Genomic DNA, 22,503 nt, shown 5'->3' on the forward strand with positions numbered 1-22,503 from the left:
GTGATTCGAAGTCGTCGAGAACTATGGTTCAGCACATGGGTGCACACGCAGACGCCGAACTCCTCCAGACGTGGATCACCGGCTGGTCCGCCTGCCGGGGCTACGAGCCTCACAGGGACGCACGGAGCACCTCCGTGCTGCTCACGGACCAACAGGACCAGACCGAGCACTTCCTGTTCGAACCGACGACCGGGCTGTTCCTCGAACTCGCCGCCGAGACCCGGGACGATCCGACGCGCGTGCTGACCGTCGTCACCAACAGGATGCAGGAGCTCATCGATGCTGCAGCCCCCCTGCGCATGCGGGTCACCGACCGCCAGCAGTCCCTGATGAGCGTCGACATGGACGGCCAGGACGTCGAGGACCCCCGGCCCCCCGGGGACGACTTCACCCTCGAGCGCGAGCACAGCGGCGCCTGCCGCCGTGTGACGGTGCGCGCCGACGGGGAACTGGCGGCCCACGGCTCGGTGTCGGTGGTGGCCGAGCACGCGGTCTACGACCGCATCGTCACCGAGGACGGCTACCGGCGACGGGGACTGGGCAGCTTCGTCATGCGCGCCCTGACGGCCGGCGTCCTCGAGGACGACGTCACGTCCGGTCTGCTCATGGCCTCCGCGGACGGCCGGGCGCTGTACGAGTTCCTGGGGTGGCGCCACCTCGCCGATGTGTTCGTCATCAGAGGATAACGGCGGTTTCCGCTCTCCTCCCGGAGACCCGGTGGGAGAATTGCAGGGTGGCTGCGCAGAATCCCCTCCTTCCCCTCCTCGGAGGGGGGCCCGACCCTGAGCAGCTGCTGCATGTCCGCGAGATCCCCGCGCGCGAGGCCGAGCACGAACCGTGGCCCGAATGGGTGCACCCCGACGTCGTCGATGCCTTCGCCGCCCGCGGCGTGAGCGAACCGTGGCGTCACCAGGTGGAGGGCGCCACCTCGGCCCACGACGGGGAGCACACGATCATTGCGACGGGCACCGCGTCCGGGAAGTCGCTCTGCTATCAGCTGCCCGTCCTCGACGAGATCCACCGCAGCGAACTGCTGGACCGCGCGACGCTCGCCCCCACCGGCTCGGTGGCCCTCTACCTCGCTCCGACGAAGGCCCTGGCCGCTGACCAGCTCGCCGCCATCAACGCGCTGGGACTCCCCACGGTCCGGGCGGAGACGTACGACGGCGACACCGAGTCGGGTGCGCGGCGGTGGATCCGCGACCACGCGAACATGGTGCTGGCGAACCCGGACATGCTCCACTACGGGATCCTGCCCAACCACACGTGGTGGGCCCGGTTCTTCCGCCGCCTCAAGTACGTCATCATCGACGAGGCGCACAGCTACCGTGGCGTCTTCGGCTCGCATGTCGCGAACCTCCTGCGACGCCTGCGGCGCGTCTGCGCGAGCTACGGGGCGGATCCGGTGTTCATCGGGGCGTCCGCCACGTCGGCCGAGCCCGCCGCCTCCTTCGCCCGGCTGATCGGCGCTCCGACCCGGGCCGTGGACCGGGACAGCTCTCCGCACGGCTCCACCACCGTCGCCTTCTGGGAGCCGGAGCTCACGGGAATGAAGGGTGAGAACGGCGCGGCGACGCGACGGACGGTGATCGCCGAGACCTCCGACCTGCTCGCCAACCTCGTGTCCTCCCATGTGCGGACCATCGCCTTCATCAAATCGCGGCGGGGCGCGGAGAGTATCGCGCAGACCTCCCGGCGGATGCTCGAGGACGTCCATCCGAGCCTCCCCCACCGCATCGCCGCCTACCGCTCGGGATACCTGCCCGAGGAGCGCAGGGCCCTCGAGGCAGCCCTGCGCAGCGGTGAGCTGCTCGGTGTCGCGAGCACCTCGGCGCTGGAGCTCGGCATCGACATCTCCGGTCTCGACGCCGTGCTCGTGGCCGGCTGGCCCGGCACCCGGGCCTCGCTGATGCAGCAAATCGGCCGCGCCGGCCGCTCCGGGCAGGACGCGATCGCCGCATTCGTGGCCAGCGACGACCCCCTGGACACGTACCTGGTGCACCACCCCGAGGCCGTCTTCGACCTCGCCGTCGAAGCCACCGTCTTCGATCCCTCCAATCCGTATGTGCTGGGGCCGCACCTGTGCGCCGCAGCCGCGGAGCTCCCGCTGACAGACGCCGACCTCGTCCTGTTCGGCGCGACGTCGGAGGAACTGCTCGGCACCCTGTGCGACCAGGGCTTCCTGCGGCGCCGTCCCGCCGGATGGTTCTGGACCCATCCCCAGAGTGCCGCCTCGATGGTGAACCTGCGCGCCGACGGAGGTGGGCCGATCAACATCGTCGAGGCGGAATCGGGCGCACTCCTCGGAACCATGGATTCGCCGCAGAGCCACTACCAGGCGCACCCCGGGGCGGTGTACGTCCATCAGGGGCGGACCTACGTGGTGCAGGAACTCAACGAGCAGGACCACTGCGCCGTCGTCGCACGGGCCCATCCCGACTACTACACGCAGGCACGGGACGTCACGCAGATCGAGGTGATCGGCCGGGACGTCAGCCGGCTCTGGGGTGGGGTCCTCGCCAACTTCGGCGACGTGAAGGTGACGACCCAGGTGGTGTCCTTCCAGCGCAAGGCCTTCTCCTCCAACGAGATCCTCGGTGAGGAACCGCTCGAACTCGAGGCACGGGATCTCTTCACGAAGAGCGTGTGGTTCGAGATCAGTCCGGAGTTGCTGGAGGCGGAGGGCATCCTCGCGGAGGAGCTCCCCGGGGCGCTCCATGCAGCGGAGCATGCGGCGATCGGCCTGCTGCCGCTCGTCGCGTCCAGCGACCGCTGGGACATCGGCGGAGTGTCCACCGCGCTGCACGCCGATACCGGGATGCCCACCATCTTCGTGTACGACGGCCACCCCGGCGGCGCCGGCTTCGCCGAGCGAGGCTACGAGGCCGCGCGCACCTGGTTGTCCGCGACCCGTGACGCGATCGAGGCCTGCGAGTGCGAGTCGGGGTGCCCCTCCTGCGTCCAGTCGCCGAAGTGCGGCAACCGGAACAATCCGCTCAGCAAGGGTGGTGCCGTAGCGGTCCTCTCGCTCATCCTGAACCAGGCCGTTGCCGCTCCCGGTGCCGGTCGGGCCCGCGTATCGGACCCCGGCCACGATGCGGCTCCGGCCACCAGCGGCGCATCGATCTCCGCGTCGACCTCCCCGAGGTCCGCGTCTGCGGCGTCCGATCTGGAGGATCAGCGGACGGACGCCGGGTAGTCCCTGGGTGACGCTCACGGAGGCGGCCCGGCCCGGGCTGCGCCGAGGGCGTCGGGAAGCGGGCCGGCGACGCCGACCGAGACCCGGACCAGCGCGGTTCCGGGGCCCGCCCCGCCGATCGTGCAGTCCTGCACCCTGGCCCCGTGGCGTCCAGCGACGCTCGAGGCGGCCGCGCAGGGGTCCCCGGTGGCGAGTCCTCGCGCGACGTCCGCGGCTGCGAGTGCCGCGAGGTCGGCCGCGGTCGCCGCTTTCGATGCAGCGGATGCCGCCTGGAGCACCAGGACTGCTGCTGCGATCAGGAGGACTGCTACCAGCGCGAGGCCCGCCATCAGCAGCGTCCCGGCCCCACTCTCGGCATCGCGGCTCCGCCCTGCGCCGGCGGCCGCCCCACTCCTATCCACCGTGTTCCTCCTTCCCCGAAGCAGTGGCCGTGAGTTCGATCCCCATCAGGTCCACGACGGGTCCCTCGACCTGTGCCGTCACCTCGACGGTGGTCCATCCCGAGTCCGTCGCCACCCGCACCCTCGCGGTGGGCCCGGCGAGACGCTGCACCGTCTGCTGGACTGTTCCGCTGCTTTCGCCCCGCATCGCCTCGCGTGCTCCGGCACGTGCGGCTTCCTCCAGCCGTAGCTGGACGGTGCCGACATGGGCAGTCCCGAGCAGCAGCGCGAGGAGGACGACCAGGGCGGGAAGCACGACGGCGACCTCCGCCGTGACCGAGCCGCGCTGACCGCCGTCGGAGGTCCTGGCGGTCTCCTGGCGCAGACCCTTCCGACGAGCACTCGGCCTTCCAGGAGCCCCATCCGAGGGGTCCGGTGCGCGCTGGTGCTGCAGGCCATGCGGCTCGTGCGGCTCGTGCGGCTCCTGCGGGTTTCGCGGTGTGCGCGGGTCGCCTGGCTCGTCGGTACCGCTCATCAGATGACGTCCACGATGACACTCGTCCGGTGGTCCTGCGGGGTCGCGTCCCGGCCCGCCCCGGCCGGTCACCATCAGCCGAAGTTCAGCGCCGACGTGATCAGGGACATGAGCAGTCCCTTGATCTCGCCGCTCGACAGGACGGCGACGAGGAGCGCCGCGAAAGCGACGGCCGCGAGCGTCGCTATGGCGTATTCGGCGGTCGCCATCCCGGCTTCCTGACCTGTCGCCGGGTCCTTCCGACGGCGGATGATCCGCTCGTTCGACCGCCGGCGTCGAGCCTCCGCCCGACGGCTCATCCGGTCGACCGGCATCGGAGCCGGTGCGACGGCCCCGTGCCTGCCGCCCTCCGGCTTCTCCCGCTCGGCGTCGCCCACCGGATGAAGCGGCGCCGATGGTGCCGCCTGCGAGAGCTCGGACGGCGCAGGACGCACCGGGCTGCCGCAGCCTGCTGCACCGTCCGGAGCGACGACGGCGCTTCGGAACGCCGACCCTTGCACTACCTCGAGCTGGGTCTCCTCTGACATGGACTGTCCTTTCCTCGACGAGGGACACAGGTCCCGCGTGCTCTCCGCGACGATCGCCGCAGGACCAACTCTCGTCACCAGCCGGTGCTCACTCGACGACAGGACGGGCTAAGTGGATAACCCCTGTGCCCGAGGTGCCGCGGTCATCCTGCCCCGGAGCGCATCTCCCCGGAACAGGGGAACAAACGGTCCGACCGGCGCAGCGGAATGCACGGGAACGTGCGGTCCGACCGGCGCAGCGGAATGCACGGGAACGTGCGGCCCGACCGGCGCATGCGGAATGCACGGAACGAACGGCCCGACCGATTCAGCGGAATGCGCGGGACGAGTGACCTGACCGGCGCAGCGGGACTCACGGTCGGATCCTGCAGCGGGACGCACTCGCACACGCTCCGCGGAGCGCCGGCACCCACATCAGAGGGAGGGTAGGAGCCCCAGGACGACAGGCACGACGCCGAGGCAGATGAAGGCCGGCAGGGAGCACAGGCCGAGGGGCAGGACGAGCTGCACGCCCAGGGCTGCTGCCTTCCTGTCGATCTCACGGTTGTACCGTCGCCGCAGCTGCGCTGCATGGGCGTGGAGGAGCGCCGCCGAGGGCGCGCCCGTCGATGTGGCGAAGCGCAGACCGAGCCGGACATCCTCCACGGTGCGGTCCTGATCGCGGACGGACCGCCTCCGACCGGCATGGTGCAGGAAACCCGGGGGCGGCGTGTCCGCCCGGCTCCCCGCCCCGGCTTCCCAGGCCGCCTCCCACGACGCACCGAGGAGCCGTGCCGTGTGCACGCGGACCAGGTGCGAGCGGATACCGGGCTCGCAGGATTCGGCGACCAGCGACAGCGCATGCTCCACCGATGCTCCGGCGGACAACAGCGCTGCCAGCAGGTCGAGGAGCAACGGACCGTCGCGGATCCCGCCGTCCTGTTCCACGCCCCGTCGCTCCGTGCGGGCCGGACGGAGCCGCCCCGACGACACCGTCATCACGGAGGACGCCGCCGCCAGCAGGGCGAACACCAGGAGACCGGGCATCACGGTGATCCCCCACCCGCCCGCTGCACCAGCCACCGGGACCACATCCGCGATGCGATCATCAGGACGGCGCCGGCGACCAGCGCGAGGCGCCCCGGCGGTGACGCGGTGAGGACCTCCAGCGGGTTGGTGCCCAGTGCGAAACCGAGGACCAGGCCGACGGCCGGCAACCAGGAGAGGAGCACCACCGTCGCCCGCGGACCCGCCAGCGCCGTATCCCTGGCGGACAGCCCGTCGAGGTGCGCGTCCAGTTGTGCGGCGTAGTGCTCGAGGATCCCGGCCAAGGGCGCACCGCTGCGCCCCGCCACCTCGAAGCACCCCGCGAGGTCGATCCACAGCCGGTCGATGTGCGCGGCGGACGATGACACCCCGGCACCATTGCTGCGATGTGCAGCCCCTCGGCGGAGGGCGTCGGGAACACCGAGGCCGAGGTCCGCGGCACGCCGTGCTGTGGCGATCATCGGGCGCACGGCGGCCGCGAAGCTACTGCTCCCGTCGGCGTAGACGGCCTCGATATCCGCCCAGAGGACGTGCGGAGGCCGCCCTGCCCTGAGGAGCCCCGCCAGTTGGTGGACGAACAACGGGAGCTCGTGGAGGTCGAACGCCGGACGCCTGGACCTCAAGGGCCGGTCGGGCCGGACGACCCCTGCTTCCACGGGGGTGCTGCCGGTCCGAGCGGGACGTGTCGTGGTACCCGGCGCCCGTCTGCCGCTCCGTCCCGTGGTCGGCAGCACGAGGACGGTGCCGGCCAGCGCCAGGAGGATTGCCACGACGACTCCGGTCATGGCCCGTCCCCGCTCCGGCCCACCCGCAGGGCGAAGTCGTCCCATCCCGAGGCTCGTCGGCATTGCCCGCCGGTGTCGATGAGGACCGGCCGCACCAGGAGGCCGCCGCCCGGGCCGAGTTCCAGGAGCCCGATGCTCTCCACCCGGCGGCCACGCATGTCGCGCACGACGTGCACCACCACGTCGAGTGCGCTCGCTGCCTGCAGGGCGAGGGCTTCGGGCGACAGGCCCGCGAGCGCTGCGAGCGCCGCCAAACGGGCCGGGACGGCGTCGGCGGAATTCGCGTGGACCGTTCCCCCACCACCGTCGTGCCCCGTGTTCATCGCGGCCAGCAACTCCCGGACCTCGGCGCCCCGGCACTCCCCCACGACCAGCCGGTCCGGTCGCATGCGCAGGGCCTGCCGCACGAGCTCGGTGAGGTCCAGGACGCCGGCACCCTCCAGGTTGCCGTGACGGGACTGGAGCCCGACGGTGTGCGGGTGTGCAGGGTCGAGCTCTGCGGCGTCCTCGACCAGCACCACACGCTCCCGCGGCCCGGCCAGCCCGAGGAGCGTCGAGAGGAGGGTGGTCTTTCCCGTCCCCGTCGCACCGCTGATGAGGAAGTTGAGGCGGCGGCGCATCATCAGGGTCAGTGCCTCCGCCATCATGGGCGCCACGGTCCCGCGGTCGACGAGTTCCGGGAGCGAGAACTGCAGCGGTCTCCTGATCCTGATGGACAGCAGCGTTCCCGTCGTCGAGATGGGCGGGAGCACCGCATGGATCCGGAGCCCGTCCAGCCGCACGTCGACGGCAGGATTGCCGTCGTCCAGGCGCCGCCCACCCGCGGCGACGAGGCGCACGGCGAGCGCTCGTACCTCCGAATCGCCGGCGAAGACGGAACCCACCCGCTGCAGTCCCGCCGCGCCGTCCACCCACACGTCCGAGGGCCCGTTGACGAGGATGTCGGTCGTGGATTCCTGGGTGAGGAGGTGCTCGAGCGGTCCGAGTCCCTTGAGTTCCGCTCGAACCCGGTCGAGGGCCGATAGGGTACCTTCCGATCCGAGAAGCCTGCCGCTCGACCCCACGGCGTCGGCGAGGGCCGCCCCGGTCGCCTGCACGTCCCCGGCGAGAACGGCCCGCCGCACCGACTCCACCATCGACGCGGCACCCGGGTCCCTGTCGCGTGCCCCGTCGGCGACCGGCCGGGGTGGTGCACCCCGGTGGAGGGTGCCGGCCCCGGGACCGGCGCGTAGCTCGCGCCGGGTCGGCTGCCTCTGGGGGTCGGGCTCCTTCATGCGGCCGCGTCCCCCTCCGCAGCGACGGACTCGACGATCCTGCGTGCCTTCCTGGGCAGGGCGAAGTCGAACATCCTGCCGCTCGCCTCAGCAGTGGCGGCCCCCCGGACGAAGGGGAGGTACGGGAGCGCACCCGGGCGTCCCGCCAGTTCGGCGACCGCCCAGGCATCGAGGCCGTCGAGGACCGGCCCACGTAGCACCATGGTCACCGGGACGGACCCGCACTCCTGGAGGACGGCGGCCGCTGCGGCGACGCCGCGAGGCCTCGATGGCACGAGGAGGACCAGGCGGTCGCATGCAGACGCGAGGGCCCGGTCACCTGTCCCGGTGCTGCCGAGGTCGATGAAGCTGGTGTCGAACGCGCCGCGCGCGGCTTCCATGACAGCTCCCGCCGGCCCCGTCGCGTCCCCTCGCTCGACGCCGGGCGGGCCGGGTCGCGTGCCGTGCGACAGCACGGAGAGGCCGCCGACGGAGGGCAATGCGGCGGCGAGTTGCTCGGCACCGAGCGTCCCGCGGATCTCCTCGAGGTCGTGCCACCGCACGCCGGGGTGCTCCTCTATGCCGAGGGCACGATCGAGGCCGCCGCCGAGGGGATGCGCGTCCACCAGCAGCACGGACCTACCCTGGTCCGCGGTGCGTCGGGCACACCAGAAGGCGAAGGTACTCACGCCGCAGCCGCCGGCGGTACCGACGAAGCCGACCACCGCGCCGGTGGCGGCAGGGTTGACCCGCCGTCCGAGGTGTTCGGCGAGCCAGCCCGCACCCTGCGGCAGGATCACGACGCGCGACGAGGCGAGGGCCGCAGCGCTTCCCCAGGCCCGTTGCTCGTCGTCGGCGGTCCCCACGACGATGACCTCGCGCTGCCCGTGCACTCCCGCCGCGGCCTGGTCCACCGCGACGAGCAGCACCAGCGGGTCGTGCGTGAGTGCTTCGGCGAGGGTGGGGACGAACAGGCCCGCGATCCCGGCGGCAGCACATGCGCGCGCCACCTGATCCAGGACGAACTGCGTCCCTCCGGCGAGGACCACGGGCTGCCGCCGTTCCGTCCGCGTCCGCGTCTGCCGAGTCATGCGGCAAGCCTCGCTGCACCGGGTGGGCGTCACCGCAGGGGTCACCCCTATGTGGACAAGGACCAGGATTGAAGGAATGACAGCGCGACCGCCGACAATATGCTCATGTACATAGCCGTGGCGTCCCTGCCGTCGGGTCGCGGTGGCGACGCCGCCGTGGCGTTGCAGCGCCTCGATGCGGAGGGCGGGTCCGTCGGTGAGCCGGACGTGCTCGACCGCGACGGGCTCGGCGACGCCGTCGCCCGCCTGGAGGTCGAGCGCCCGCGCTGGGTGTGGAGCAGCACACGGGACTGGTATCCCGCCCTCCTGACCGCGGGCGTCGCCGTGGACCGATGCTGGGACCTCGCACTGACCCGGGACATCCTGGCCTACTCGGCGTCCTGCCGGCCCTCCCCCTACATCGATTCGCTGAGGTCGGCGGCCCCGAAGGACGACGGCACGGAGCCTCCCCGGCTCCTGATGCCACCCCCTCCGCCGCCGAACCAGCACTCGCTGTTCGACGAGCCGCGGGAGCCCTCCGGTCCGTCCCCGGAGGAGGTCCTCGGGACGTTCCGCGACCAGCTCGCCGCCGTCTCCGATGCCATGGAGCCGGGACGCCTCACCCTGCTGGTCGCCGCCGAGTCCGCGGGCTCGCTCATCGCCGCCGAGATGGAACACTGGGGGCTCCCGTGGCGCAGGGACGTGCATGAGGAGCTGCTCGAACGGACGTTGGGGCCGCGGCCCGCGGAGGGTGCGCGGCCGATCGAACTCGAGCGGCTCGCCGGGGTGCTGCGTGCCGAGCTGGGTAGCCCTGCGCTCAATCCGGACTCCCCGCAGGAGGTCCTGCGGGCCCTGCACCGGGCCGGGATCGAGGTGAGGACCACGCGCTCGTGGGAACTCGAGCAGCAGCAGCACCCCGCCATCGAACCGCTCCTGGCCTACAAGAAACTGTCGCGGCTCCTGACGGCGAACGGCTGGAACTGGCTCGACACCTGGGTCCACGCAGGACGCTTCAGGCCGGAGTACGTCGTGGGCGGCGTCGTCTCCGGCCGGTGGGCGTCCCGGGGCGGCGGTGCGCTGCAGATCCCTCGGCAGGTGCGCGACGCCGTCCGGCCCGACGAGGGTCATGTCTTCCTGGTCGCCGACGCGGCGCAGCTGGAGCCCCGGGTGCTGGCGGCGCTCGGACAGGACTCGGCGCTGGCCGCCGCCGCGCGCGGCAGGGACCTCTACCAGGGCATCGCCGACCAGGGATTCGGCGGGGACCGTGCGAAGGCGAAGCTCGCGATGCTCGGCGCGATGTACGGTGCGACGAGCGGTGAGTCCGGGCGGCTCATGCCGCAGTTGACCCGCGCCTACCCGCGCGCCATCGGCGTCGTCGAGGCGGCGGCGAGGGCGGGCGAAGCCGGGGAGGGTGTCTCGAGCTACCTCGGCCGTGGCTGCCCGCCCGCCTCGGAGGAATGGCGCGCGAGGCAACGGACGACGACGGCGGAGGAGCAGCGCCGCGCGGACGCGGCGGCGCGGGCCCGGGGCCGCTTCACACGCAATTTCGTGGTGCAGGCCTCGGCCGCGGAGTGGGCCCTGTGCTGGCTGGCGGAGATCCGGCGGCGGTTGACCGCGAGCAGCATCCCGCAGCCGCGGAGCCGCATCGCCTTCTTCCTGCACGACGAGGTGGTCCTGCATGTCCCGGTGGAGCAGGCCGCCGAGGCGGAGGCCCTCCTCGGCGACGCTGCGCGGGCGGCGACGCGGCTGATCTTCGGTGCCATCCCGATCGAATTCTCCATCACCACGGTCACCGTGACGTCCTACGCGGACGCCAAGTAGTCCGCACGGCCTCCGGTCACGCTTCCGTGCGACGGCCGGCGATCGCGGTCCGGGCCAGGGCATTTCACAGGGGTGCGGGGATCTCCTGCGACCGGTCCCACGGCTCCGTCCAGCCGAGACCGTCGAACACCGCATCCAGCAGCATCGCCGTGAATCCCCAGATCACCGCTTCGGGCGCCAGGAACGCGGGTGTCCGGCTGACGAATCCGTCGCGCCGGACGACTGCCGTCCGGCGGCGCGACGGGTTGAGGAGGGTCTCCACGGGACACCGGAAGACCAGTTCGGACTCGGCGGTGTCCACGACACGGATCGGCGACTGCTCGGCCCACCAGCCGAGCACCGGCGTGACCATGAAATTGCTGACGGGGAGTCCCACGTCGGGCAGGGTCCCCAGGACCTCGATGCCCCGAGGGTCAGCCCCCGTCTCCTCCTCTGCCTCGCGCAGGGCTGCCGCGCCCTCGTCCGCGTCCCCGGCGTCGATCGCGCCGCCGGGGAACGCCACCTGGCCCGGATGGTTGGAGAGCGAACTGGCCCGCATCACGAACAGGACGTCGAGTTCGTTGCGCCCTAAAGCCCTGCCGGGTCGTCCGGACCGGCCCCCGTCCCGGGCTCCGAAGAGGATCAGCACGGCAGCGCGACGGCTCCTGGTGGGGTCGAAGGTCGCGAACTGCCAGCCGTGCGGCTGCAGCAGCGTGGCTCCGGGGCGGTCCATCGACCTGACCCATCGAGTCAGCTCGTCGTACGCCGTCACCGCCGCATCCGCCGGATCCCCTCCCGGCACGAGCCGGGCCCTAGGCACCCAGGCCGTGCCCGGCCTCGCGGAGCTCCGCACGGGTCCGGCCGGCCCGCATCTGGTCCAGCAGCTCCTCCCGGCCCGGCGCGAGTTCGTACTTGAGCAGCTTGGCCGCCTTCATCGGGTCCGTCTCGCCCTCCCCGTAGGACGGGCACAGGGCCGCGACGGGGCAGACCCCGCACGCCGGCTTCTTGGCATGGCAGATCCGCCGGCCGTGGAAGACGACGTGGTGGGAGAGCATCGTCCAGTCCTTGCGGTCGAACAGCGCGGCGACGTCGAGTTCCACCTTCACGGGGTCCTCCGACGTCGTCCAGCGGAACCTGCGCGACAGCCGCCCGAAGTGCGTGTCCACGGTGATGCCGGGCACACCGAACGCATTGCCGAGGACCACGTTCGCGGTCTTGCGTCCCACCCCGGGCAGGGTCACGAGGTCCTCGAGCGTGCCCGGTACCTCGCCGTCGAATTCGTCGACGAGCCGCCGGGAGAGCGCAAGGAGGCTGTTGGCCTTCGCGCGGTAGAACCCGGTGGGGCGGATGATCTCCTGCAGCTCGAGCTCCTCGGCCTCGGACATGGTACGCGCGTCGGGGTACCGCTCGAAGAGGGCGGGGGTGGTGAGGTTGACCCTCACATCGGTGGTCTGCGCGGACAGCACGGTCGCCACCAGCAGTTCGAACGCGTTCCGGAAGTCGAGCTCCGCCACCGCGTAGGGGTAGGTCTCACCGAGGATCCTGTTGATCCGGCGGGCGCGGCGCTTGAGGGCGACGGGCGATTCCTCCTCGATCTTCGCTTTCCTGCCTGCCACGCGCGGATCTCCTCTCGGTGGTGCTGCTCGAGCCACCGGCCACGACGGGCAGGGGCGGAATGCGTCAGTCGCGGGGAGCGCGTTCGATGTTGCGCAGGTCCCGCAGGATACCGACCGATCCCGTGCGCTTGTCCTGGACCAGGAACTCGCTCCCGCGATCCTCGATGCCGACTTCCCAGTCGCCCGGCTGGAGCGTGAAGACCTCACGGCCGGTCTGTTCGTCGACGACGGGACGCGGCGAGCCGACCGCGAACCAGAACGCCTCGACGACGGGTTCCTCCTCCGCGAAGCGCGTTGCGGTGATGGGCTCCTGGTGGCTCCGTTCCTCCGCGGTCTCCGCTGCGGAGGACCCCGGGAGGTCGTCGCGGACGACGTCGTGGACCCGCGTCGCATCCGCGGCGGGCGTCGTGGTCTGCGACGGGACGGCCTCGGAGGCGTTCCGATCCGAGGAATCGGAGGTCCGCGTGCCCGCATCCTCCGGAGTGGCCTCCGAACCGCGGCCGACGGCGGAGGACCCCGACGGTTCGGCCGTCGTCGTACCGGTGACCGGGTCGTTGTGCGTCGGCGTGCCCTGCGACGCTCCCCGCTCCATCCCGGACTGGCCCGATGCGGCGGCACCGGCACCGACGGCGCCTGCCCCGCCCGCACCGTACAGGCCCGCGCCGTTCTGCAGCACTGCGGCAGCGGCAGGATTGACTCCCGCCGTGCCGGGACCGGAGGTCGTCGGGGCCTGCCGGGTCTTCGCTCCGGCCTCGGGCCTGGGCTGCTTGGGCTGCTTCGGGCGGGGGCGGGCTGCGGTGATGGGGCGGGCCGCAGCGGGCGCAGGCACCTCCGGCCGCTCCGCGAAGTCGTTCCGGAAGACCGGGAGGAAAGGAGCGGTGACGGTCGCGGCCAGCATGGCGAGGGACCCGATCAGCGCGAGCAGGGGTCCGGGGTGGAAGTCGGTCACGGTCTGGAGGAAGAAGTAGGTGGCGGCCAGGACGGCGGTGACCGATGCGAACTGGTCGACGGAGAGGGATCCGACACGGAGTCCCGCACTTCCCAGGCGTCGTCCGGCCAGGAGGGCGAGTGCGATCACGGGCAGCAGGATGCCGATGCCGATGAAGAAGAGCGGGCCGCTGTTCCAGAAGTTCGCGTAGCGCACCATGCCGTCGATGAACGGCAGCAGCGTCCCGATGAACACGAGCGCAACGCCTCCGCCGAAGACGGCCTCACGCAGGGTGAACGGACCGAGCACGGCCTCGCTCGGCCCGGTGGCGCCGGCCTGCCGGGTCGCCGTCGTGCCGGACGGGCTGTCCGCGCCGGAGGCTTTCTCGGCCGCCTGCGCGCCCGTGTCCCGTGCGTCGGTTCGGGATGCCGTCGCCTCCTGGCCGGAGGCGAGTCGCCCCTCGGTTGCTTCCGTCATCTCAAACTCCCGTTTCTAGCGCTGGTCACCGGCTGCATCGGCCGCCGGCATCACTTACCTCCTTCCACCCTAGCCATCGGCCCGCGCCTTCTCCACCGAAGGAGATGCCGAGCCGACCGCCGCTCACCGCACAATCGCCGCATCTCGGCTAGGTCCTGTGACGCCGGGCACACACCGGCGGGGAGAACTCGATAGTGTTCCACTGGAGCACGTTGCGGTGCGGCGAGCCGTCGCGGCACCCTGCGTCCTGTCCGTCATTGAACACGTCACAAAGGGGTAGAACATGACCGCCGAACGACAAGGCGATGCCTTCGAGAACCTGCTGCACGAGGAACGACGCTTCCCGCCCAGCGAGGCGTTCGCCGCGAACGCCGTCGCCCAGCCGTCCCTCTACGACGAGGCACGCGAGCAGGGCACGGAGTTCTGGGCCCGCCAGGCGCGGGAGCTCCTCACCTGGGACCAGGACTTCACCGAGACGCTCGACTGGTCGGACGCGCCCTTCGCGAAGTGGTTCGTGGGCGGCACGGTCAACGCCGCCTACAACGCCCTCGACCGCCATGTCGAAGCCGGCCTCGGCGACCGCGTCGCCATCCACTTCGAGGGCGAGCCCGGTGATACACGCACCATCACGTACGCGGAACTGACCCGGGAGGTGAAGAAGGCGGCGAACGCCTTCGAGTCGCTCGGCGTGGCGAAGGGCGACCGCGTCGCCGTCTACCTGCCCATGATCCCCGAGGCGGTCGTCACGATGCTCGCCTGTGCGCGGATCGGCGCCGTCCACTCCGTCGTCTTCGGTGGTTTCTCGGCGGACGCCCTCCGCAGCCGCATCGACGACGCCGAGGCCACGCTCGTGGTCACCTCCGACGGCACCTACCGCCGTGGCAAGCCGAGCCCCCTCAAGCCGGCGGTCGACGGGGCCCTCGAGAAGGAGGGCCACACGGTCACGAGCGTGGTCGTGGTCCGCCGCAACAACGAACCGGTCGAGTGGACCGAGGGACGCGACACCTGGTGGCACGACGTCGTCGACGGCGCCCCGGAGGAACACGTCGCCGTCGCGCACGACTCGGAGCACCCGCTGTTCATCCTGTACACCTCGGGGACCACGGGGAAGCCGAAGGGCATCCTGCACACGACCGGCGGTTACCTCACCCAGACCGCGTTCACCCATCGGAACACCTTCGACCTGCGGCCCGAGACCGATGTGTTCTGGTGCACGGCGGACATCGGCTGGGTCACCGGTCACAGCTACGTCACCTACGCGCCCCTCGTGAACGGCGCCACCCAGCTGATGTACGAGGGGACGCCGGACACCCCGCACCAGGGCCGCTGGTGGGAACTGATCGAGAAGTACAGGGTGTCCATCCTCTACACGGCACCGACGGCCATCCGCACGTTCATGAAGTGGGGCCGCGACATCCCGCAGAAGTACGACCTCTCGTCGATCCGCGTGCTCGGCTCCGTCGGGGAGCCGATCAACCCCGAGGCGTGGATGTGGTACCGGGAGGTGATCGGCGGCGGACAGGCGCCGATCGTGGATACGTGGTGGCAGACGGAGACCGGCGCGCACATGATCGCGCCGATGCCCGGGGTGACCGCGACCAAGCCGGGCTCCGCGCAGGTCGCCGTACCGGGCATCGCCGTCGACGTCGTCGACGAGATGGGGGTGTCGGTGCCGGACGGTTCCGGCGGCTACCTGGTGATCCGCGAGCCGTGGCCCGCCATGCTGCGTGGCATCTGGGGCGACCCGCAGAGGTTCAAGGACACCTACTGGTCCCGCTTCGACGACATGTACTTCGCCGGGGACGGCGCCAAGAAGGACAGCGACGGGGACATCTGGCTCCTCGGCCGGGTCGACGACGTCATGAACATCTCCGGCCACCGCCTGTCCACCACCGAGATCGAATCGGCGCTGGTGAGCCACCCGTCCGTCGCGGAGGCCGCCGTCGTCGGTGCCAGTGACGAGACGACGGGCGAGGCCGTGGTCGCCTTCGTCATCCTCCGTGGCTCGGCGAAGGACGACGACGACATCGTCACCACCCTGCGCAACCACGTGGGCAAGGAGATCGGACCGATCGCCAAGCCGCGGAACATCCTGGTGGTGCCCGAACTGCCGAAGACCCGCAGCGGGAAGATCATGCGGCGCCTGCTCAAGGACGTCGCCGAAGGCCGCGAGGTGGGCGACGCCACGACGCTGTCCGACCCCACGATCATGCAGCAGATCGCCGTCTCGCTCCGGAAGTAGCGCCCGACCCGGGACGCGGAGAGGCCCCCGCGCGTGCGGGGGCCTCTCTGCGTCCAGCCGGAACCGATCAGCCGATCGTGGCGTCGACCGTGACCTCGATGTTGCCGCGCGTGGCGTTCGAGTAGGGGCACACCTGGTGGGCCTGCTCGACGAGTGCGTCCGCCGTCTCCTGGTCCACGCCGCCGATCTCGGCGTGCAGGGCGACGGCGAGCTGGAACGCGCCGCCGTCGACCGCGTCGATGCTCACCTCGGCGGTGACCGCCGTGTCGCTGATCCTGGCCTTGCTGCGGCCGGCGACGAGCTTCAGTGCGCTGTGGAAGCAGGCTGCGTAGCCGAGGGCGAAGAGCTGCTCGGGGTTCGTGGCGCCACCGGCGCCGCCCATCTCCTTCGGGACCGCCAGGTCGACGACGAGCTGCCCGTCGTCCGTGTGTGCCTTGCCGTTGCGTCCGTCGCCCGTGGCGGTGGCGACTGCGGTGTAGAGAGCACTCATGTGGGGAGATCCTTCCGTCGTGGGGGCCGGACTGGCCCCCGCTCCTTCAGGTAGACTAACTAGTAACTCCACCCGACCCAAATCCACCCTCTCACGGGAGCATCCATGAACGCCCAGCCCCCCGTCCGGGAACGCATCCTCGCGTCCGCGACACGACTGTTCGACGCCGACAGCATCCGCTCGGTCAGTGCGGACAAGGTGATCGCCGACGCCGGGACCACGAAGGTCACCTTCTACCGGCATTTCGGGTCCAAGGAGCACCTCGTGGTGGCCTACCTCGAGAACCAGCTGGAGCAGTTGCAGACCGCCGTCGACAGCGAGCGTGCTGCGGGCCCGGATGCCTGCAGCGTCCTGCTCGCCCTGGCCGCCGCCAACGGCAGTGCAGCCTGCCGGCCGGGATTCCGCGGATGCACCTTCATCAATGCGGCCGCCGAGTACCCGGCAGCCGACAACGTGGTCCGCGCCGCCGTCGAGCGGTACCGGGCGTGGTTGCACTCCGTCGTCACGGAGCTGCTGTCCGAGCTCGGGGTGGAGCAGCCCGGGATCGTCGCGGACCAGCTCATCATGCTGCGTGACGGCGCCATGGTGCAGGGCTACCTGGGCGACCCGACGGCGATCACGGAGTCGCTCATCACCACGGGACGTGCCATCATCACCGCCGGTGCCGGTGCGGCCCTGCCCACCTGAGCAGCCCGGCGGCTCCGAGCAGCGCCGCAGCGGCCGCGCTGCGGACGGACGACCTGCCCGGGATGTGACGTTCGTCCGAAAAGATGGCCCGTACGCCGGAGCGAGAGGATGATTTCAGCGTGTCCACTACCGTGCAGCAGCCCCCCGTATCGAATCCGCGCATGGCCCGCCGCGTCGCCGGAGCCTCCTTCGTCGGAACAGCCCTCGAGTCCTACGACTTCTACGTGTTCGGCACTGCCGCCGCGCTCGTCTTCAACACCGTCTTCTTCACCGAGCAGGATCCGCTCGCCGGGACCCTCTCGGCGTTCCTGGTCTTCGCGATGGGATTCGTCGCACGCCCCCTCGGCGCGATCCTCTTCGGCCACCTCGGTGACCGGATCGGCCGCAAGCGCACCCTGATCTGGACCATCACCCTGATGGGGCTGGCCACCGGCACCGTCGGGCTGCTGCCCGACTACAGCACCATCGGCGTGTGGGCACCGATCATCCTGACCGTGCTGCGCCTGCTGCAGGGCCTCTCGCTCGGCGGGGAGTGGGGCGGCTCGATCCTCATCGCCACCGAGCACGCCGAGCCCCGCAAGCGCGCGCTCTACGCCTCGATCCCCCAGCTCGGGTCCCCCGTCGGCACCATGCTGATCTCCGCCATCTTCCTCGTCCTCGCCGTCGTCGCCCCGGACGTCATGACGACCTGGGGCTGGCGCATCCCGTTCCTGCTCGCCTTCCCGTTCCTCGCCGTCGCGATCTACCTCCGGCTCGCCATCGACGAGACGCCCGTCTTCCGGGAGACGAGCCGGCAGCATGCCCTCCCCCGCGTCCCCTTCCTCGAGGTCCTGAAGTCCCAGCCCACCGCGATCGTGGTCGCCATCGCCTCCGCGGTCCTGGGCATCGGCTCCTACTTCCTCATGGTCACCTACACCCAGGCCTACGGCACCGAGACCCTCGGGCTGTCCCAGGCGACGGTCCTGAACGCAGCCCTCGTGGGGTCGATCCTCCAGCTCGTCACCATCCCGGCCTTCGGCTACCTGGCGATGCGCATCGGCTCCGCGAGGGTGGTCGCCGGCGGGGCGTTCGGGACCGCGCTGATCGCCTTCCCGCTGTACTGGACCATCAGCATCGCGACGGAACCCCTGTACATCGCCGCGATCATCCTCGGCGGGATCCTGCCGACCGCCAGCTGGGCAGCCCTCGGCGGCCTGATGGCGGACATCTTCCGGCCGGCGACGGCGTTCACCGCCCTGTCCTTCGCCTACAGCATCGCCGCGATCGTCGCAGGCTTCGCCCCGTCGATCACCCAGCAGTTCGGCATCGCGACGGGCGGTGCCTGGTGGCACCCGGGCGTCGTCCTCGCCGCCATGAGCCTCGTGACGGTGGCCGGCGCGGTGGGCGCCGTGCGCCTGCGTTCCCGCCTCGCGGATCCGCCGGCCGGTGCCGGGCGTGCGGCATAGTTAGGGCATGACCCCGGCACGCACCCCCAGCATCCTCGTGATCAACGGCCCGAACCTGAACCTGCTCGGCACCAGGGAGCCGGCCGTGTACGGGACGGCGACACTCGACGACGTCGTCCGCCTCGCGTCGGATGCCGCACGGGAGCGCGGCTGCACCACGACGGCGATGCAGTCCAACCACGAGGGCGAGATCATCGACGCCATCCACGCCGCACGCACGACGGCGGACGGGATCGTCATCAACGCCGGCGCCTACACGCACACGTCGATCGCCATCCGGGACGCCCTCGCCGGGGTGGGCCTCCCGGTCGTCGAGGTGCACATCAGCAATGTGCACCGGCGCGAGGAGTTCCGGCACCATTCCTTCCTCTCGGGCGTCGCGGATGCCGTGATCGTCGGTGCGGGCGTCGACGGCTACCGCCTGGCGGTGGACCACCTCGCGACCCGGCTCACCGCTGCGGCCGACGGCGCCGCATCGTTCCCGAAAAGTTAGCCCGGGCCCCGTCGCGTGGACGGCGACGGCCCCGGACATAGGGCACGATGGTGCTATGACGGACATCACTCCCGCCGGAAGCGCGGCCGACCAGCCAGAGAACCTCGACGCACCCCTGCTCGAGGTGCGGAACCTGGCGGTGAGCTTCCGGACCACCCACGGCGAGGTCCAGGCGGTCGAGGACGCGAGTTTCACGCTCAAGCGCGGCAGCGCCCTCGCGATCGTCGGCGAGTCGGGCTCGGGCAAGTCGACGACGGCGATGGCCTGCATCGGCCTCCTGCCCGGCAACGGCCGGGTCACCTCCGGCAGCATCCTGTTCGAGGGCCAGGACCTGGTGGCTCTGCCGGAAGCGAAGATGCGCTCCATCCGCGGCAGGGCGATCGGCCTCGTACCGCAGGACCCGATGTCCAACCTGAACCCGGTGACGAAGATCGGCACGCAGGTCGCCGAAACACTCCTCGTCCACGGCATGGCGACCAAGAAGAACGTCAAGCAGCGCGTCATCGAGGTACTGACGGCCGCCGGCCTGCCCGACGCCGGCGAGCGCGCCAAGCAGTACCCGCACGAGTTCTCGGGTGGCATGCGGCAGCGGGCCCTGATCGCGATCGGCCTCGCCTGCCAGCCCCGCCTGCTCATCGCCGACGAGCCGACGTCGGCCCTGGACGTCACCGTGCAGCGCACCATCCTCGACCAGATCGAGACGATGACCGAACAGCTCGGCACGTCGGTCCTCCTCATCACGCACGACCTCGGGCTGGCCGCCGAGCGTGCCTCGCAGCTCGTGGTGATGCATCGCGGCCGTGTGGTCGAGACCGGACCGGCCGAGCAGCTGCTCAACGATCCGCAGCACCCCTACACGCAGTCCCTCGTCCGGGCGGCCCCGAGCGTCGCCGCCGTCCGCCTGCGCCCCGGCGCCTTCACGGCGGACACCGCGAGCCGGCTCAAGCTGGCCGAGGCCGTCTTCGCGGAGCACGAGGCAGGACACGACGGCGGGGTTCCCACCGACCACGGTTCCGACCACCTTCCCGCGACGAGTGATGGACATGCCCAGGACGTACCCCGCGCTGCCGCCGGAGCGCATGCTGCGACGTCGTCCTCGGACCGTCCGGCCGCACCCGGGATCGACGCGGCTCCCGCCGGCCCCGCAGCTCCCCCGAACATCGTCGAGATCCGTGACCTCACGAAGATCTACAAACGCCGCGGCAGCAAGGAGGACTTCTACGCGGCGAAGAACGTCACACTCGATGTCCCGCGCGGGCAGACCGTGGCGATCGTCGGGGAATCGGGCTCGGGCAAGACCACGACGGCGCGCATGCTCCTCAAACTGATCGAGCCGACCTCGGGGACCATGACGTTCGACGGCATGGACGTGGCCACCCTCGACAAGGCGCAGCTCAACGACTTCCGCCAGCGCGTGCAGCCGATCTTCCAGGACCCCTACTCCTCGCTGAACCCGATGTTCACGATCGAGCGCATCGTCGAGGAACCCCTCAACGCGTACAAGCGCGGGTCCCGGAAGGAGCGGGCGGCACGTGTCCGCGAACTGATGGACCAGGTCTCCCTCCCGCAGAACGCCCTGCGGCGCTACCCGGCGGAACTCTCCGGCGGGCAGCGGCAGCGTGTGGCGATCGCACGGGCCCTCGCCCTGCAGCCCGAGCTGATCGTCTGCGACGAGCCCGTCTCCGCGCTCGACGTCCTGGTGCAGGCACAGATCCTGAAACTCCTCGGCGAACTGCAGTCCGAACTGGGCCTCAGCTACCTCTTCATCTCCCACGACCTCGCCGTCGTCCGCCTCATCTCGGACTACGTGTGCGTGATGAAGGACGGCGAGCTCGTGGAGGCCGCCAGCTCCGAAGAGGTCTTCCAGAACCCCCGCCACCCCTACACCCGGAGGCTGCTCGCCTCCATCCCGGGCAACGAGCTCAACATCGACGAGGACCTGGCCTCCTAGAGCCGTCACCAGCCGATGCGGTCGAAGGCCTCCCGGAGCTTGCGGCCGCGCAGCGGGTTGAGGGACTCCACCCAGGAGATGCGCCCGCCGAGGTGTGCGCGGAAGTCGGCCTGGCCGCGTCGCTGCGACTCCGGACCGTGGACGAGGCAGTTGTACAGGGTCGCCTTGAGGGCGTCGTAGTCGGCCCGTGCCACGTTCGGATGCGCATTGACGACGACACCCGTCACGGTCTGCCGTGTCGCCGCGCTGCGGACGCGGGTCTTGTGCCTGTTCACCTCGTGGCCCTCGGCAGCGACGATGCGCTCGGCACCCCGGAGAAAGGCGTCCGCCCGGCGGGCGAGGCCGGCCGGGCCGCTGAAGGCGAGGTCGTCCGCGTAGCGCGTGTACGTGCCACCGGCTGCCTCCGCCCAGCCCGCCAGCCGGGAATCGAGCCGCCGCACCGCGAGGTTGGCGAGGGCGGGTGAGGACGGCGCGCCCTGCGGGAGGTGTGCGGCACGCAGGGCCTGGGCGAGTGCGAAGCGCTCCTCCGGAGTGCCGCCGCCGGGCATGGCCCGCAGGACAGCCTCGGGGACGGAGTGGGTGCAGAGTCCGGTGAGTACGTGCGCGGTGGCCTCGGGGCAGCCCGCCTGCCGCAGCACACCGAAGATCCGGCCCGGTGACACGTGCGCGAAGAAGGAGACGAGGTCCAGGGAGATGACGACGTCCGTCCCGGCATGCAGGGCCGCACCCGTCCTCGCGCTGCGTCCCGGGACGAACCCGTGGGCGGCGGGGTGCAGGGGGATCGGGGCGAGGACGAGATCGAGCACCCGGCGCTGCACGGTGCGCAGGCGGATCCCGGGGACCTCCAGGAGCCGCGGGACACGTCCCGGGCGCGAACGCCACTCGTAGCGGTAGTGGCGGAGTGCCTGGCTCGGTGCGCGCCGGTTCCAGGACCGGGTGTCGGCGAACCAGTCGAGCTCGCCCGGTGTCAGCCTGAGCTCCCGCGCGAGCCGGCCCAGGTCCGCGGCGCCCGGTGCTGCCGGCGCCCCCGTCCCGAGGTCCACGCGGGATGAGCGGTGCCCCTCCTCCGGGGAACCTGCGGTCAGGTACCGGGCCGGGGTGATCGGAACGCCCCTCGCGGCCGCTCGCCCGATCGCGTCCGTGAAGACCGGCTGGGCGCGGATCCAGCGGGCGAGCTCACGCGGAGCGCCGTCGGGCCGCCGCGGGTAGCCGGCGAACACGGCGCGGACGAGCGACCCCAACCAGCGCCGCCGGCTCCCGAGGACGGCGGCACCGGCGTCCAGGAGGTCCTCGCGCTGCCAGGCGGGCGCGGTCAGGAATGCCCCCGCGAGGAGGAACGCGAGTCCCGGACCGCCGGGCGCAGGCGTCCGTGCGAGCGTCCTGGCCGCCGCCGTCCCACGGCTGGCCCGGTCCGGGCCGCCCCGGGCAGGGAAGGATCCGCCGTCGTCCGGCAGGGATTCGGTGTCGTCCATGGCTCCCCCTCCGCCTGGGCGTCGCCGCACCGGTGTGCGACAGCGCGACGGATCCCGGCCGACCTGTCCTTCTGTTCGGGCGCTGAGCTGCGCGGAGCGCAGTCAGGCGCCTGAGGCGCCCTGTGCT

Annotated in this window: 20 protein-coding genes; 8 read left to right on the top strand and 12 right to left on the bottom strand. The window is 71.3% G+C overall.

Going from position 1 to position 22,503, the window contains the following annotated elements:
• Nucleotides 1-35: 35 nt before the first annotated feature.
• Entirely contained in the window at nucleotides 36-686 is a 651-nt protein-coding gene (locus tag AC0Z9V_RS07750) for a GNAT family N-acetyltransferase (protein ID WP_459287371.1), read from the top strand.
• Nucleotides 687-733: 47 nt separating this feature from the next.
• Nucleotides 734-3,199 carry a DEAD/DEAH box helicase gene (locus AC0Z9V_RS07755; RefSeq protein WP_485141162.1) on the top strand — a complete coding sequence of 822 codons (2,466 nt, stop codon included), beginning with the start codon at nucleotides 734-736 and terminating at the stop codon, nucleotides 3,197-3,199.
• Between the two features lie 14 nt (nucleotides 3,200-3,213).
• Here AC0Z9V_RS07755 and AC0Z9V_RS07760 read toward each other — a convergent pair whose 3' ends face one another.
• The 7 genes from AC0Z9V_RS07760 to ssd all read right to left on the bottom strand — a co-directional run bounded on the left by AC0Z9V_RS07760 (nucleotide 3,214) and on the right by ssd (nucleotide 8,796).
• The gene (locus tag AC0Z9V_RS07760; protein ID WP_244185887.1) at nucleotides 3,214-3,600 is read right to left on the bottom strand and encodes an Rv3654c family TadE-like protein; all 387 of its coding nucleotides are present in this window, start codon (nucleotides 3,598-3,600) and stop codon (nucleotides 3,214-3,216) included.
• A complete protein-coding gene (locus AC0Z9V_RS07765; protein WP_485141163.1) occupies nucleotides 3,593-4,114 on the bottom strand; it encodes a TadE family type IV pilus minor pilin in 522 nt (173 codons plus the stop codon). Before AC0Z9V_RS07765 ends, AC0Z9V_RS07760 begins: the two co-directional genes overlap by 8 nt.
• Before the next feature lie 74 nt (nucleotides 4,115-4,188).
• Nucleotides 4,189-4,641, bottom strand: a complete 453-nt coding sequence (locus tag AC0Z9V_RS07770) for a DUF4244 domain-containing protein (protein WP_485141164.1) — start codon at nucleotides 4,639-4,641, stop codon at nucleotides 4,189-4,191.
• Nucleotides 4,642-5,055: 414 nt separating this feature from the next.
• Nucleotides 5,056-5,667: a type II secretion system F family protein gene (locus AC0Z9V_RS07775; RefSeq protein WP_485141165.1), complete on the bottom strand. Its 612-nt coding sequence runs from the start codon at nucleotides 5,665-5,667 to the stop codon at nucleotides 5,056-5,058.
• The gene (locus AC0Z9V_RS07780; RefSeq protein ID WP_485141166.1) at nucleotides 5,667-6,452 is read right to left on the bottom strand and encodes a type II secretion system F family protein; all 786 of its coding nucleotides are present in this window, start codon (nucleotides 6,450-6,452) and stop codon (nucleotides 5,667-5,669) included. The genes AC0Z9V_RS07775 and AC0Z9V_RS07780 overlap by 1 nt, the downstream gene beginning before the upstream one ends.
• The gene (locus AC0Z9V_RS07785; RefSeq protein WP_485141167.1) at nucleotides 6,449-7,726 is read right to left on the bottom strand and encodes a TadA family conjugal transfer-associated ATPase; all 1,278 of its coding nucleotides are present in this window, start codon (nucleotides 7,724-7,726) and stop codon (nucleotides 6,449-6,451) included. The genes AC0Z9V_RS07780 and AC0Z9V_RS07785 overlap by 4 nt, the downstream gene beginning before the upstream one ends.
• On the bottom strand, nucleotides 7,723-8,796 hold the full coding sequence (ssd, locus tag AC0Z9V_RS07790; protein ID WP_485141168.1) for a septum site-determining protein Ssd: 1,074 nt from the start codon (nucleotides 8,794-8,796) through the stop codon (nucleotides 7,723-7,725). Before ssd ends, AC0Z9V_RS07785 begins: the two co-directional genes overlap by 4 nt.
• 105 nt (nucleotides 8,797-8,901) lie before the next feature.
• Here ssd and AC0Z9V_RS07795 point away from each other — a divergent pair, with 105 nt between their 5' ends.
• A complete protein-coding gene (locus AC0Z9V_RS07795; RefSeq protein WP_485141169.1) occupies nucleotides 8,902-10,596 on the top strand; it encodes a bifunctional 3'-5' exonuclease/DNA polymerase in 1,695 nt (564 codons plus the stop codon).
• Nucleotides 10,597-10,660: 64 nt separating this feature from the next.
• Here the strand turns inward: AC0Z9V_RS07795 and AC0Z9V_RS07800 are convergent, their stop codons facing one another.
• The 3 genes from AC0Z9V_RS07800 to AC0Z9V_RS07810 all read right to left on the bottom strand — a co-directional run bounded on the left by AC0Z9V_RS07800 (nucleotide 10,661) and on the right by AC0Z9V_RS07810 (nucleotide 13,596).
• Nucleotides 10,661-11,308 (bottom strand): NUDIX hydrolase, encoded by a 648-nt coding sequence (locus tag AC0Z9V_RS07800; RefSeq protein WP_485141170.1) that lies wholly within the window; start codon nucleotides 11,306-11,308, stop codon nucleotides 10,661-10,663.
• A gap of 79 nt (nucleotides 11,309-11,387) precedes the next feature.
• A complete protein-coding gene (gene nth, locus AC0Z9V_RS07805) occupies nucleotides 11,388-12,191 on the bottom strand; it encodes an endonuclease III (protein WP_459287393.1) in 804 nt (267 codons plus the stop codon).
• A gap of 64 nt (nucleotides 12,192-12,255) precedes the next feature.
• On the bottom strand, nucleotides 12,256-13,596 hold the full coding sequence (locus AC0Z9V_RS07810) for a hypothetical protein (RefSeq protein WP_485141171.1): 1,341 nt from the start codon (nucleotides 13,594-13,596) through the stop codon (nucleotides 12,256-12,258).
• Nucleotides 13,597-13,879: 283 nt separating this feature from the next.
• Here AC0Z9V_RS07810 and acs point away from each other — a divergent pair, with 283 nt between their 5' ends.
• Nucleotides 13,880-15,838: an acetate--CoA ligase gene (gene acs / locus AC0Z9V_RS07815; RefSeq protein ID WP_485141172.1), complete on the top strand. Its 1,959-nt coding sequence runs from the start codon at nucleotides 13,880-13,882 to the stop codon at nucleotides 15,836-15,838.
• 67 nt (nucleotides 15,839-15,905) lie between these two features.
• Here the strand turns inward: acs and AC0Z9V_RS07820 are convergent, their stop codons facing one another.
• Nucleotides 15,906-16,328, bottom strand: a complete 423-nt coding sequence (locus AC0Z9V_RS07820; protein ID WP_133081184.1) for an organic hydroperoxide resistance protein — start codon at nucleotides 16,326-16,328, stop codon at nucleotides 15,906-15,908.
• A 105-nt stretch (nucleotides 16,329-16,433) separates the two neighbouring features.
• Here AC0Z9V_RS07820 and AC0Z9V_RS07825 point away from each other — a divergent pair, with 105 nt between their 5' ends.
• From AC0Z9V_RS07825 to AC0Z9V_RS07840, 4 genes are all read left to right on the top strand, one after another.
• On the top strand, nucleotides 16,434-17,015 hold the full coding sequence (locus AC0Z9V_RS07825) for a TetR/AcrR family transcriptional regulator (RefSeq protein WP_485141173.1): 582 nt from the start codon (nucleotides 16,434-16,436) through the stop codon (nucleotides 17,013-17,015).
• A gap of 161 nt (nucleotides 17,016-17,176) precedes the next feature.
• Entirely contained in the window at nucleotides 17,177-18,460 is a 1,284-nt protein-coding gene (locus tag AC0Z9V_RS07830; protein WP_485141174.1) for an MFS transporter, read from the top strand.
• Between the two features lie 7 nt (nucleotides 18,461-18,467).
• Nucleotides 18,468-18,953 (top strand): type II 3-dehydroquinate dehydratase, encoded by a 486-nt coding sequence (gene aroQ, locus AC0Z9V_RS07835; RefSeq protein ID WP_208739192.1) that lies wholly within the window; start codon nucleotides 18,468-18,470, stop codon nucleotides 18,951-18,953.
• A 55-nt stretch (nucleotides 18,954-19,008) separates the two neighbouring features.
• The gene (locus AC0Z9V_RS07840; protein ID WP_485141175.1) at nucleotides 19,009-20,904 is read left to right on the top strand and encodes a dipeptide ABC transporter ATP-binding protein; all 1,896 of its coding nucleotides are present in this window, start codon (nucleotides 19,009-19,011) and stop codon (nucleotides 20,902-20,904) included.
• A 5-nt stretch (nucleotides 20,905-20,909) separates the two neighbouring features.
• On the opposite strand, the gene AC0Z9V_RS07845 is transcribed toward AC0Z9V_RS07840, so the two are convergent.
• Nucleotides 20,910-22,376, bottom strand: coding sequence for a reverse transcriptase family protein (locus tag AC0Z9V_RS07845; protein ID WP_485141176.1), 1,467 nt, complete (start codon nucleotides 22,374-22,376; stop codon nucleotides 20,910-20,912).
• Between the last annotated feature and the right edge of the window lie 127 nt (nucleotides 22,377-22,503).

The sequence above is a fragment of the Arthrobacter sp. UYP4 genome, assembly GCF_057291175.1.